The sequence below is a fragment of the Paenibacillus sp. FSL K6-2862 genome (assembly GCF_038005125.1).
Classification (GTDB): domain Bacteria; phylum Bacillota; class Bacilli; order Paenibacillales; family Paenibacillaceae; genus Paenibacillus; species Paenibacillus illinoisensis_A.
Map to the genome: position 1 here is coordinate 3,430,684 of NZ_JBBOSN010000001.1, position 12,052 is coordinate 3,442,735.

A 12,052-nucleotide genomic window follows, 5' to 3' on the forward strand; every position below is an offset into this window, starting at 1 on the left:
TCATTGGTTATTGTCCAAAAAAGTCCAATTTTCATGTATCATCTTTACATGTTAATTTGGTCATTTCCACGTTAACCTGCCCATTAGTTGAACAACAACATGAATTATTACTATCAGATATTGTAGACAAGATAATGTCCCAATACTCCAATCAAACAAATACTAAAAGTATCAATCATGTTGTTCCCTCCATCCTCATAGCTTAATTCACTCGAGATAAGATTATCTCTTACTTTATATAGCCATAATCATATGTACACTATCTTTTTAGATAGTATCTATCAATAAAGTGCGTACTATATTTTTAATTAAGTTCATTTTATACTAACCTTACTTTGAACTGAGGAGAGAAAAAAATGACTAACATTAAAACCTATAATCACGACCTTTGGGATCACGGTATCGCTCAGGGGTACAGCGTCAACGGCACAATCTACATTTCGGGACAATTTTCCCACGATACGGAGGGCGCATTCGTTGGCGAAAATGACATCGAGGCACAAACCCTGCAGACGCTGAAGAATCTCGATCGCGTGTTAGCAGAGTTCGGTATCACGAAGTCAAACCTCGCTTATGTTGAAATTTATCTGACAAATGCACAAGAGCATATCGAGCCATGCATACATCTCTTCAAGGAATACATGGGACAACACCGGCCGGCCGGCAGTTGTATCGGCGTGACATACCTGGCGTCTCCTGAGCAACTGATCGAAATCAGTGCCGTCGCTCACATAGATTAGATTACGGTGATGTATTTTTTATGTCACACCAACACTAGGAGTATTTTGCCCGTAGGTTAAGGGAACTGCAGCCGATCAATTGATCGGCTGCAGTTTTATCTGAATTTAGCTATCGTTTCCCGTTAGTTGAATGAATATTTTACTTATATAACTTCCAATCCCCTCTTCTCTAGAAATAATTAAAAGTGGGGCTCGAATATGAATACGTTCTCATTATGTTGCATTAAGAATGAATTGTCCTTCTTCAGCTTTAGTCTCAAATAAGTACTCTGTATCATTAATCAGGCCATCTAAATGCTTGCTGGTCCCAGGAGATACTTGGAATTCCTCAATAACAATATCTCCTTTTGCATGTTTAACTCTCAATAACACGTTTCGGTCACTATTTGCATCATTAATGATGGCCTTGTGATGACTATGAAAAGGCGGACTCATTATTCCGGTACATTCTTCATTAGATGTTCAGGTTTAAATGTCGAAGCTTCCTATCACTATCATTACCGGTTAGTTCAGAGACAATGCTCGCCTCTAGCATCGACTCGCATAAGACTAAAACTAATCGCCGTAGTTTTTTCTAACATTTTCAACTTAATTAAATTTTTGAAGTCACAAGCATAAAATGTTTTGTTCTTAGCCAGAAAAAAATGTGCGCAGCAGCCTCCGTAGCCTCGGTTATTAGGCTACTCTGAAAGATTTGCTATGATCTATGGGCATTTCCAAAAGGCAGTAATTTCTCCAATAAGACCACTGTAGAATACCCAGCAAGTCAGTTGAACAAAGGCAGCCGATTATGAACTGCACCCCAATTGTTAGACACAACTACCCATTGGAGGTACAGTTTTTTCATGACTAAATTCAGTTCAGAATCTCTCCCTGAATCGAATCGTTCTACCTCTATGGTTTTGCCGAAATAATCGGCTGGATCAACGTCTTCCATTAGTCCCCATTCGACCATATCTGGCGTACGGTTCAGCAATTTCCGATGCCACTGTCGAGAATCCTCTCTATCGCTGGATATTCCTCGAATCTTCTTTCGATGAAATGTTGAATAACCGTCCTTTAAATGGACGATTTTCTTAGGCTTGCATAAATGATTCTAACGGTTCCAGAATCGCGAACGTCTTCTTTGCATCCTTCTTCCGTTGCTCATCATAAAGTTTGGTCAACTCTTCGAATGATTTAGCTTTAATCTTCGTATAACTCGATTTGGTGTATCTGATTATGTACGTCTTTACCCCTTCCTCTTCACTCCACTCGTAAACGACATCATATTGGTCCCTCAAATTCTTTAAATGAAGTGACCGGCGCAACACTGCAAAGTGTTCTTCAATGGCTTCATCGCATTCCTCCATAATCTTCTCGTATGTGCAGCCAACTCGCATCAGAATCTCCGATGCCCGTTCATCGCCGTATCTCGCGAGAAATTCCTTCAACGAAACCAGCGCATATAGCAATATTTGTTCCTTGTCATTCGGATTCCTATGTTCATAACAGCCTACAACCAAATTGCGGTCGGTCATCTCCTCCTTACTGAATTGCATATTAAACAAATACTCGAGTGTCTTTTGCTTCATAACGGTTTCCAACATCTGTTCTTTATCAATCCTGATGCCCGTTGTCACCCACGGAAACGGTAGTTGGCCGTTACCTTCACGCGGTATGCTACCCCTAAGATTTAAAATCGGCATACCCGTAGCAATTGCGTACGACCTGTTATATCCTTCACCCGCGAATATTTCCTGTTCTTCTAGCATGTGTCCTGCCTCCTTTTTGTATCAAGTTCCATTCGGCGACTATTGCATATCCATAAAACTACCACTTTTATGTGCTGGTCTCTTATTAGTTCATCAGCGCTTTTCATTAACCCACGAAGATATTTCTGGAATATATTGTATCACAAGAGAACAATAAGTCCATCTAATGGTTCCGTTATCCTGCCCGTTGACTAATGCCGGCGCAACTCACACACCCAGGACGTTCCTATTAAACTAACCTGCCCGTTAGTTTAATGAATTGAAGGGCAAGTTGCCGATTAGATATAGGCCTAATCGGTAATCTGTACAAGTTCTTGTCCCTCGACAATAAACGTTTCCCATATATCTTCAAATACGGATGATGTGTATTCAAATTCAACTTGGTTGTTCCTAATTTGGTAGCTCATAGACTTTTCTCATAAGCCGCTGACCTCAACTCCAGTTTCTATTGCATTTGTTTCAGGTGTACTGTTTGTATTAGCTTACTTATGCTCCAATAACACTATCGCGACGACGTACATAGTGAATTTCGATTATGTCCACAAAAGCCTCTGCGTAGTCTAAATAGCTGATATAGCTTTTGCATTCATCGTTGGTAAAAAATTCTTCTCTCCCAATGATATAATTCCCACTTTCCAGACCATCAATAGTTTGGTATAAGTCCCCTCTAGCAGCTGAGCCAAGTGGGAAATACTGTCAGTATGAATATAAAAGGTCTCTTCTGTCCAACCACTAACTGTGTGCAACCTGAATTATCTTAATTTATAGAATTTTCTTGCATTCTCTCCAAACAGACCGGATCGGTTCTCTTCCACCCATGATTGTGGAATTGTATTATTCAAGATGCCAAGAACATCATCGTAGCTTGCTGCTAGCAAACAGACCGGCCAATCCGAACCAAACATAATACGCTCCGGCCCGAATAAACGAAGAATATGTTCAATATACGGCTTAAAATGTTCCACATCCCAATCATCATGATCAGCTTCGGTTACCATTCCAGAAATTTTACAATAGATCTTTGGATGTTTTGCTATCTCTCCCATCAGGAATTCCCATGGTTCAAAAAGATGTTCCTTTATACGAGGCTTACCGATATGATTAATAACCCCTCTTAAGTCAGGAACCTCTTTGAGAAGTTCATTAAGTACAGCCAGTTGATTTTCTTGGACAAGAATATCTATAGGGATATCCAAGGTTGCATAGTATTTAAGCGCTTCCAAATATGGCCGTTCAAGTACTCGGCTGACATCAACCATCTCCTGCAACATAATGCGGAAGCCAACGAATTTCTTATGCTTACGGAAACGATCGAAATGTTCCTTATGAGATGGAGTAAATAAATCTAACCAACCTACTACACCCAATATCGAATCCGACAGATTGGCCAATTCCAACAAATATTCGCTTTCTTCAATAGTAGGTGCGGCCTGCACAACTATTGTTCCGTCGATGTTATGCTTCTCTAAGTGAATTTCATAATCTTGTGGCAAAAAATCTCTGTATAAAATAGGTAATTCTTTATTTATCCAGCCATAATCGTTACGTGACATTGACCAATAATGCTGATGAGCATCAATTCGCATAATAAACTTACTCCCTCTCGTGATACTTATAATTTTACACACCTATAATGTGGATAGGAAATATCTAATTCTTGCAAGTTTATATCCAATTATGATGTTATATATTGAAAACATGTACACTATGGGGTGCTTACATGGATCCTTTTCGTCGGTACAAATTCTTGTGCTCAACAGCTAGTTTCAGACCGATATTTCTCTTTTTAATACCTAGCCAACCGTCTTAACCTCACATCTTGACAGTTTTCACATAACAATGTGAACATTTTCTGTATTATGGTACTTAATAAAAGCCTTAAGTACATGTGATCAGAATTTAGATGTATATATAATCGGTAATCGGACTATGTTCTTGTCCATTCCGGAAATCGGTACAAGTTCTTGTCCCTCGACAATTTCTTTACATATCAATGCTGCTCGATGAGCTTCTCTCATCAAAGTTATATTTCTTTGCGAACATTTTGTAATCTTCCATACCAAGATTTTGCTCACCAATTTGATCTCCAACGAGTGATACGCTTTTCCTAGGTGGTGCCCTCAATTAGCCCGCAATTAATCTCTCTATACGCTCATCAGTGAATACGTGTACTCCTAAACATTGCTGAATGATTTCAGCAGTTTGGCCTGGCTCTTGTTAGATTACATAGTACCTAGTACCACATACTGGAACTAACCTGCCCGTTAGTTGAACAAAAGCAGCCGATGACATTGGTCAGCTGCTTTGTTGGTTTTATGAGTTATCGTTTCCCGTTAATTTAATGAATTATTACATAAACCTGCCTCCACAAGCTTCTCGTCCAATCTTGCCTTTTGGCGCAAATGATGTCTGCTGTGCATGCCAATCATCTCAAACCAATCACTCGCGTTAAGCCAGCCAAACCAGCCATGACGCACCTTGCAAGCCTGATTCGTTCCGCGAACGTGTTCCTCCCAGTATTTCATTTTTTTTAACACCTGCTCTAGACCGGCTATGAGCTCTTCCTTACTATTGGGGTTACGTGTCCTGTTGACTGGTTCCTCAAGTTTCACACGGACATCGGGCCACACTTTTTCGATAAACGCCTTCGTTCCGACTTCAGTCTTGCCTCCATGTTTTTCTTGAGTCTCCATCGTACAAGTTTGAATATGATCGATGTACTCTTCTGCCACATCGATCACGTGAATATACATTTGTCCAATCGACCAAACGTCTTCCTGGAATTTATACCGCAACTGGTCTATCGTATATCCAGCCAGGTTTCGCTTATATTGCTCGATAATAGCCACGGAATCATTTTTTAACATACGGTTTTCACCCCATCACATCATAGTCGTTAAAGCACCTGCGCTATCTCCCAAATATGCCCGTCAGGGTCGGCAAAACAAGCCGTCCGCCGCCCCCAAGGACGCGTTATTGGCCCATTTAACAATGTAACGCCTCGTATTTCCAACTCATTGCATACCCGGTCAACGTCGGGCACTTGGATTGTAAACAGGAACCTTGCACCATCCTCTACACGACCAAACTGAGCCGGATCATGTATTTCCGTAATCAAATACTACACAGTTTTCGTCTTCGTATTGGATGAATAGTTGAAACGACTCTTGGTAAAACGTCTTCGACCGCTGCAGATCTTCCACAAATAATGTGATTTCGGTAATTTTATTCACCCAGCCAGTTATCCCCATCTACATCCGCTCCTATCATTTATTAGAAAACTCTCGAATCATTCCGGTCATCTGCTTGTTCGTTCCTTCTACTCTACATCTAGTAACTCTATTTCGGTTGGTTGGATTTTTCTGTATGCAATATTGTTTCGACGTTCTTATTCAACTAACCTGTCCGTTAGTTGAAAGAAAGCAGCTGATCACTTTGACCGGCTGCTTTCTTGGTTTTATTGAGCCATCGTTTCCCGTTAAATTAACGCCGTTATAATAAGTTTCAGTATAATGAGGCTACCGTTGTTTTTTGATCTAACATTTTTTAGTCAAAATGAAACTGGGCTTCTACCATATCACTTGCGGTTGGTAACTCGTCACCCTTTTTCCAAATGAGGATAGGTTTTTCCGGTGACCCATAATATACGGCTCGAATTCCCACACCTTGATTGGCTCTTATTTGTTCAAGGTCAACAAAGTCATACATATTGGCTAATCCTTTTTGATACCCTTGCTTGGATTTAATAAGAGGACGAACCGGTACCATATAGACATCCCCATCACTATTTACTTTATAATTGATTTGGTTTACATTGAACCCGTCCGTCATTTTTACATGATATACAATCTTTCCGTCCCTCAACTGACTTATATCCGTTATACGTATTACCTCAGTAGGTACAATAACAATATTCCATTGAGTAAGGCCTAAATAAACCAAGATCAACAGTGAGAATACAGAAGCAGCAACTAATAATCCCTTAGCAAATGCCCTTGCCTTTGATTGTTTCCAAAATGCCGCTAAACATTTAAGTTCGTTTCCTTCCAACTTATTTTTTTCTATTATTTCAATAGAAAGATACTCTTGATCTTTTAAATTTTTCAGCATCTGCTTGCAGCCTGAACATGTAACAATGTGCGCTTCTATTTCTCCTTTTGTGGCTGTGCTGCATACATTATCATAATATAGCGGCAATAAATCTCTTACAACATTACATTGCAGTTTACTCAATTCTCTTCCTCCTTCAAGAAATCTTGTAATTTATTCCTCGCTCGGTGAAAAGTAACCCTTGCCCAACTTTCCGTTTTACCAAAAACTTGGCTTATATGGTTGAAGGATAACTCTCCGAACACTCTTAGCATAAATACTTCCTTGTATGGATCATCCAATTCATGCAGCAATTTATGGATGCGTAGGGATTCTGCTTTGTCGATTAGTTTCTTTTCAATATCAATATCATTAGCTTTTGCGAGCGATTCCTCTGTCTGTAACCGTTCTTGCTTGTGTAAATACGTAAAGTAGCTGTTTTTAGCAATTTGACACAGCCAGACTTTAATGCTGCAATCCCCTCTAAACTGATTTATATTTTTCAACGCTTTAAAAAAAGTTTCTTGTGTAATTTCCTCGGCAATTTGCTTATTTCGACTCAAAGATAAAGCAAAACAATACACTTCTTGAAAGTACTGATCATAAATCCTTCTCAAATCCGTCAATTGTTCACCACCTTCAGTAATAAGACTGCCATACAAACAATTCGTTACAAATTAGTTCATATATTTCTTAAGTCATACTAAAAAAGGACCGCGGACGGGTCCTCTTTAGCTGACTTTCATGTTCATCGTGATTGTACTACTATTGGTCATTGTTTTAGGAGTAAAATCATTCTTTCTTGTCTTGATAATTTTACAACTTATCGTTCCAAACTGTCTCTTATTCATCAGAGTGTCATATACTCTTCTTACAAAGACATTCATAAGACATTAATTCTATTTTGTCATTGTACTAACCTGCCCGTTAGCTTAATGAAATAGATAATGATTCTTATCAACAGCGATACCATGTTCTTGTCTGTAATAGAACCTTTTGACGAAAAACACAGTTTCTGTTACAAAAAAATCGTTCTACAAGCGAAGTCTTATATTCATATACTTTTATGTAGCCACATGATCACCATCATGATACTATTTTGATAAATATCTAATCCGAAATGACACAATGTTCTTGTCCCCCGACACCCCTCAAAAGTGGTACAATTCTCTGTGACTGCTTTTTGAGTTAAATACTTTGCGCTAGGACTGCAGCTATCATCCAATTAATAAATTTAGCTCTCGTTTTATATCCTCGTTTAGGCCATGGATTTTGATTAATTCTTCAATTAAATTAATGTTCAACTTTTCTTTGCTTGAATTTAAATATTTTAGGATGATGTTCGCTTTTGATTTTCTGTTCATTAGGTAATAAGCTACGTACCATAATTCTGGACTTGAGACATTTATGATATCCCACTTACCCATAGAATGAACAGGTAAATTGATTATAGTATCATCGGAATATAATGCAAAGTATCCAATAAAGTCTATCTTAAGCGACTCTATACTAATTCGGTACTGACTAGCAAAAGGATAGTCCCCACTCTCTTGTTCCGTAAAATCGTATTCGTTTATTATACTGAACAATAGGTGTTTTGGGCATTCCACAACGATATCCCAGTCATTCACAAAATCAATTAAACCGAGATAGTGCAATAATCCACTGCCCCCAAGCGCGTATGGAATATTGTTTTCTTCTAAGCGTTTTATCAGCGGAAGAAGCACTTGATAATTCATTAGAATCACCTCAATCATATTTAATGAACACGGCCAGTTAACCATAAGAACAAATTTGCTTGTCCTTTCGGTTGATTCTATACAAAAATGATGTTAATACTTCTTTAACCTTACTTTACACTCCGTGGTGGAGTAAACCTCTCTTTACTTTGCCTCTTGCCGTTTACAAAAGCCGAGCAGTTTTCCCAGTTCAAGTCCTCAATTTCTAACTTCTTCACCTCACCAATACGACATCCTGGATTTGGAGATTGCTTTCGTTGAGTTATGACGAAAAGAATAAACCGCCCAAAGTCCAATAAGGTTTTTGTGCGGTTTATTATTCTGCCTATTTTGCTTGAACTGCCTGTCCATACGCTGTTCTGAAACACTTTATGATTGTTCTCGACAAACCTTTCATGGCTTTCTTATTGAGATGCTTGGTTAAGAGCTTTTATAAATACCTCTGTTGGTTGTGCACCGGATATCGCGTATTTTCTATCAATGACAAAGAAAGGTGCTCCTGTTATCCCTAATTGTTTTGCTGTGGATTCATCTGAACGCACTTCGTTAGCATATTTGGATTGAACATGGAGAACTGTCATTGACTCGTCCCTATTCATTCCAATTGATTCTGCAATATCTGCTAATGTATCATGATCGCTAATCAGCTTGGCATCCGTGTAATAAGAATAGAATAACTTCTCTGATAATTCCATATCTTTACCAACAGATTTGGCATATTGGGTTAAACGATGAGCATCAAACGTATTGGTAGGTTTCATTTGGTCGAAATTATACACTAGACCCATCATCGCCGCTTGTTGTCCAAGTTCAGCATTTGCCTTTTTCGCTTGCTCGATACTCATACCATATTTCTCAGAAAGTTTTTGGTGCATATTTTTGCCTGAGTACATGGATGCTTGCGGATTAAGTTCAAAGCTTTTATATTCAATAACCACTTCATTCGGATGAGCGAATTGCTCCAGTGCAGACTCTAATCGTCTTTTTCCGATATAACAAAATGGACAAACATAATCCGACCATACCTCGATTTTCATTTTGAACGCTCCTTCACTATCAATTACAATAACCTGGGAAGGTTCCCAGCATCCCTAAACGGTATTTTTCGAGCTTATTTATTATAAATAATAGGCATTTTTCTAATCAATTGGTTGTCACGAGCGGCAGAGTACATGAATTCGGCAACATTTTCCCTGGAAACTGATAATTTAGCCGATTTATCTCCGAATGAAAAGCCATAAGACTGCCCTGTGTATTTAACATTTGGGTTAATAATTCGAACGACTGTCCAATCCAGATTCGATTCTTTAATCATTCCTTCCATTTTCTTCATTTCTGCATAACCGTTTGGAAGGAGAACTTTGGCTAATACACCTGGAAGTATCGTGGACATGTTTTTCTTATCGTCATCTGATTGCAGAGCTGGCGTCGCAAGTGTAATGAACCTTTTTTTGTTAAGTTTGTTCATAGCCCTAATCATCAATTCGTGTCCGTCAGCAATCGGCGTGCCTTTAAGCTTTCGTGACATATCGGATGCTGGCCCCAATGTGCTGATTACGACATCGGATTCGGCAATGGCCTTCTCGATGGTTGAAGTATTCGAAACCTCCCCTTGTACAAGGCTCAAATTTGGATGTTTGAGGCTGATTTTTTTGAGGTTTCTAACGTATGCCGTAACGAAATCTCCGTGATCTAAAGCTAATTGTGTTACAAGCTGTCCAATTGCACCACTTGCACCAAAAATGGTGATATTCATATTCTTTTCTTATATCTCCTTCAAAATAAATTATTCAACTCACACTTTATCTTCAGTTATAAACTCTTCTACTCTGTCTCTTTTGGTGTACATGTCGTACCAAATATCAGCGATTTCATCTTGAACTCCTGAGTTCGGCTGCATCCAGATTCCGATCGAAAGGTGACCTGCATAAACCCCTTTGTCCGCTAGTTCGCTGTTCAAATTAAAGATATAATTGCGAAGTCCTGATATTGCAATTCCGACATTGCCCATCATCGGTACCGGGTGAATTGCAGCACCTCCAGTCGTAAATAATAGGGCACCGCTTTGCTTAACCAACATCTCCGGAAGCACTTGTTTAACACTCGATAAAGCACCTAAAACATTATATTGAAATTGGTATAACGCATTTTCTTCGGTTACCTCTAATGCTGGTGCTACTGTGTCAAAGCTCGGCGTTGGACTGTATTCAAGAACATCAATAAATCCGTATTTCTCTTTAATAGCGGCAAATGCCTTATCAATTTGTTCTTTATTCAATATGTCCGCTTGAAAAGAAGCAGCTTCGATTCCCAATTGTTCTAATTCAATCACCAGTTGGTTCAACTTTTCTTCATTTCGCGCAATAAGCGCTACGCGAAAGCCATGTTGTCCGAATTTCTTAGCTATGGACATTCCTAAACCTGCTCCTGCTCCAACGATTGCTATCGTTTTCATTTAAAAATCTCCCCTCTAATTAGAGTTAATTATCAGCAAGATAAATAATGGTCAACGTGTTGTATATTTATCTTTTGTTTATTATGATTAATACAAGGTCAGCATTCAATGTTTAATAATTTTGATTTTGAGAGATAAAATACAGTTTGAGCCCAAATGTCGTATATCTAACAAAAAAAGTTAAGGGAACGAGTCATAATGAACAAAAAAACCGATCTGCGTATTCTTCGCTCCAGACATTCGATAAAAAAGGCGTTTATAGAACTTCTTAATGAAAAGGGATACGAAGGAATTACGATCCAAGATATTGCCGATAAAGCAATGATTAACCGGAATACATTTTACCTTCATTATCAGAACAAACCAGATTTATTAAATGTATCTATGGACGAATTATTAGAAGAATTAAAGAGTACACTCAATCTTTGTTCGAGCAGCAAATCTCCTATAAGTGGCTCTATGCTTGAACAACTAATGCAAACCATACTGGAGAAAATTAAGAACAATATTCCCTTTTACAAAGCGTTGTTACTTGATGAGAATAGAATTTATGGTTTTCAATCAAAAATGGAGGAAATTATAAAAAACACAGTGGAAGATGGCTTGGAAAATACGCCCCTGAAGATTTCAAAGGAATTATTACTTCAATATATCGCATCTACTTTTATGGGCATTGTAATATGGTGGGTTAAAAATGATTTTTCTTATACTCCCAATGAACTCGCTTCTCAATTCGGAAAAATTCTAACTCATGGACACTTAAAAGCCGCAGGTATTTCAATCGATGATTAAAGTGATAAATGCGTACGAACAGTAGCTGGGGAGATAGAAAAGAGGAGCCCCTCGAATGACTCGAATGATGGCTCCTTTTCTGTTATTACACATTCAAAAGGGAGTAACCTAATTTTTAACGGTAAATCAAAAAAAATTGATCTATTACCCTAACCTGCTCGTTAGTTGAATAAATAAATCAATCCAGCAACTGCAAACGAGCATACACCAGCTAAAGCAGACCATGTGGCAACTTTCTTCTTTATTTTACGATCTTCCTTAGACTCTGAATAAAAATTACCTCTTTGTTGGTTACCAGTCGTCCATGCTCCAATACAAATTCCAGAAACAAAAATGAGAATGACCCCCAGATAAATAAAAAAATTCATATTTCATCTTCCTTCCTAATTTCCCTAGTTCTTAATAAAACGTATATTTCAAGGAAAGGTTACACGCTAAGAAGTAAAGTCCTATTTACGTTAAACTGCCCATTAGTTGAACAAT

16 protein-coding genes are annotated in these 12,052 nt (G+C 38.4%); 2 read left to right on the top strand and 14 right to left on the bottom strand.

Annotation, left to right across the window (positions count from 1 at the left end):
* The first annotated feature begins 356 nt into the window (after window positions 1–356).
* The gene (locus tag MHB82_RS15550; RefSeq protein WP_110822023.1) at window positions 357–740 is read left to right on the top strand and encodes a RidA family protein; all 384 of its coding nucleotides are present in this window, start codon (window positions 357–359) and stop codon (window positions 738–740) included.
* A 213-nt stretch (window positions 741–953) separates the two neighbouring features.
* Here MHB82_RS15550 and MHB82_RS15555 read toward each other — a convergent pair whose 3' ends face one another.
* The 13 genes from MHB82_RS15555 to MHB82_RS15615 form a co-directional block, all read right to left on the bottom strand.
* Entirely contained in the window at window positions 954–1,175 is a 222-nt protein-coding gene (locus MHB82_RS15555) for a hypothetical protein (protein WP_341175200.1), read from the bottom strand.
* A 331-nt stretch (window positions 1,176–1,506) separates the two neighbouring features.
* The gene (locus MHB82_RS15560) at window positions 1,507–1,716 is read right to left on the bottom strand and encodes a hypothetical protein (RefSeq protein WP_341175201.1); all 210 of its coding nucleotides are present in this window, start codon (window positions 1,714–1,716) and stop codon (window positions 1,507–1,509) included.
* A 100-nt stretch (window positions 1,717–1,816) separates the two neighbouring features.
* Window positions 1,817–2,494: a hypothetical protein gene (locus MHB82_RS15565; protein WP_341175202.1), complete on the bottom strand. Its 678-nt coding sequence runs from the start codon at window positions 2,492–2,494 to the stop codon at window positions 1,817–1,819.
* Window positions 2,495–3,246: 752 nt separating this feature from the next.
* A complete protein-coding gene (locus MHB82_RS15570; RefSeq protein WP_341175203.1) occupies window positions 3,247–4,080 on the bottom strand; it encodes an amidohydrolase family protein in 834 nt (277 codons plus the stop codon).
* Between the two features lie 747 nt (window positions 4,081–4,827).
* On the bottom strand, window positions 4,828–5,361 hold the full coding sequence (locus MHB82_RS15575) for a DinB family protein (RefSeq protein ID WP_095357921.1): 534 nt from the start codon (window positions 5,359–5,361) through the stop codon (window positions 4,828–4,830).
* A 29-nt stretch (window positions 5,362–5,390) separates the two neighbouring features.
* A complete protein-coding gene (locus MHB82_RS15580; protein ID WP_341176641.1) occupies window positions 5,391–5,537 on the bottom strand; it encodes a VOC family protein in 147 nt (48 codons plus the stop codon).
* A 55-nt stretch (window positions 5,538–5,592) separates the two neighbouring features.
* On the bottom strand, window positions 5,593–5,745 hold the full coding sequence (locus tag MHB82_RS15585; RefSeq protein ID WP_341175204.1) for a hypothetical protein: 153 nt from the start codon (window positions 5,743–5,745) through the stop codon (window positions 5,593–5,595).
* Between the two features lie 295 nt (window positions 5,746–6,040).
* Window positions 6,041–6,727 carry a zf-HC2 domain-containing protein gene (locus MHB82_RS15590; RefSeq protein WP_341175205.1) on the bottom strand — a complete coding sequence of 229 codons (687 nt, stop codon included), beginning with the start codon at window positions 6,725–6,727 and terminating at the stop codon, window positions 6,041–6,043.
* On the bottom strand, window positions 6,724–7,209 hold the full coding sequence (locus MHB82_RS15595) for an RNA polymerase sigma factor (RefSeq protein WP_341175206.1): 486 nt from the start codon (window positions 7,207–7,209) through the stop codon (window positions 6,724–6,726). Before MHB82_RS15595 ends, MHB82_RS15590 begins: the two co-directional genes overlap by 4 nt.
* A 591-nt stretch (window positions 7,210–7,800) precedes the next feature.
* Complete coding sequence (locus MHB82_RS15600) at window positions 7,801–8,322, bottom strand: hypothetical protein (protein ID WP_110822014.1); 522 nt, start codon at window positions 8,320–8,322, stop codon at window positions 7,801–7,803.
* Window positions 8,323–8,726: 404 nt separating this feature from the next.
* Window positions 8,727–9,359, bottom strand: a complete 633-nt coding sequence (locus tag MHB82_RS15605; protein ID WP_341175207.1) for a DsbA family oxidoreductase — start codon at window positions 9,357–9,359, stop codon at window positions 8,727–8,729.
* 74 nt (window positions 9,360–9,433) lie between these two features.
* Complete coding sequence (locus tag MHB82_RS15610; protein WP_341175208.1) at window positions 9,434–10,078, bottom strand: NAD(P)-dependent oxidoreductase; 645 nt, start codon at window positions 10,076–10,078, stop codon at window positions 9,434–9,436.
* A gap of 39 nt (window positions 10,079–10,117) precedes the next feature.
* Complete coding sequence (locus tag MHB82_RS15615; protein WP_341175209.1) at window positions 10,118–10,777, bottom strand: SDR family NAD(P)-dependent oxidoreductase; 660 nt, start codon at window positions 10,775–10,777, stop codon at window positions 10,118–10,120.
* Window positions 10,778–10,975: 198 nt separating this feature from the next.
* On the opposite strand from MHB82_RS15615, the gene MHB82_RS15620 reads away from it, so the two are divergent.
* The gene (locus MHB82_RS15620; RefSeq protein ID WP_341175210.1) at window positions 10,976–11,569 is read left to right on the top strand and encodes a TetR/AcrR family transcriptional regulator; all 594 of its coding nucleotides are present in this window, start codon (window positions 10,976–10,978) and stop codon (window positions 11,567–11,569) included.
* A gap of 161 nt (window positions 11,570–11,730) precedes the next feature.
* Here the strand turns inward: MHB82_RS15620 and MHB82_RS15625 are convergent, their stop codons facing one another.
* Window positions 11,731–11,937: a DUF5316 family protein gene (locus MHB82_RS15625; protein ID WP_095357913.1), complete on the bottom strand. Its 207-nt coding sequence runs from the start codon at window positions 11,935–11,937 to the stop codon at window positions 11,731–11,733.
* Between the last annotated feature and the right edge of the window lie 115 nt (window positions 11,938–12,052).

Bases quoted from the DNA above. Each gene is read 5' to 3' on its own strand.
- MHB82_RS15555 (WP_341175200.1), bottom strand. From the start codon at position 1,175: ATGAGTCCGCCTTTTCATAGTCATCACAAGGCCATCATTAATGATGCA.
- MHB82_RS15550 (WP_110822023.1), top strand. From the start codon at position 357: ATGACTAACATTAAAACCTATAATCACGACCTTTGGGATCACGGTATC.
- MHB82_RS15625 (WP_095357913.1), bottom strand. From the start codon at position 11,937: ATGAATTTTTTTATTTATCTGGGGGTCATTCTCATTTTTGTTTCTGGA.
- MHB82_RS15565 (WP_341175202.1), bottom strand. From the start codon at position 2,494: ATGCTAGAAGAACAGGAAATATTCGCGGGTGAAGGATATAACAGGTCG.
- MHB82_RS15600 (WP_110822014.1), bottom strand. From the start codon at position 8,322: ATGAATTATCAAGTGCTTCTTCCGCTGATAAAACGCTTAGAAGAAAAC.
- MHB82_RS15615 (WP_341175209.1), bottom strand. From the start codon at position 10,777: ATGAAAACGATAGCAATCGTTGGAGCAGGAGCAGGTTTAGGAATGTCC.
- MHB82_RS15570 (WP_341175203.1), bottom strand. From the start codon at position 4,080: ATGCGAATTGATGCTCATCAGCATTATTGGTCAATGTCACGTAACGAT.
- MHB82_RS15610 (WP_341175208.1), bottom strand. From the start codon at position 10,078: ATGAATATCACCATTTTTGGTGCAAGTGGTGCAATTGGACAGCTTGTA.
- MHB82_RS15620 (WP_341175210.1), top strand. From the start codon at position 10,976: ATGAACAAAAAAACCGATCTGCGTATTCTTCGCTCCAGACATTCGATA.
- MHB82_RS15585 (WP_341175204.1), bottom strand. From the start codon at position 5,745: ATGGGGATAACTGGCTGGGTGAATAAAATTACCGAAATCACATTATTT.
- MHB82_RS15605 (WP_341175207.1), bottom strand. From the start codon at position 9,359: ATGAAAATCGAGGTATGGTCGGATTATGTTTGTCCATTTTGTTATATC.
- MHB82_RS15575 (WP_095357921.1), bottom strand. From the start codon at position 5,361: ATGTTAAAAAATGATTCCGTGGCTATTATCGAGCAATATAAGCGAAAC.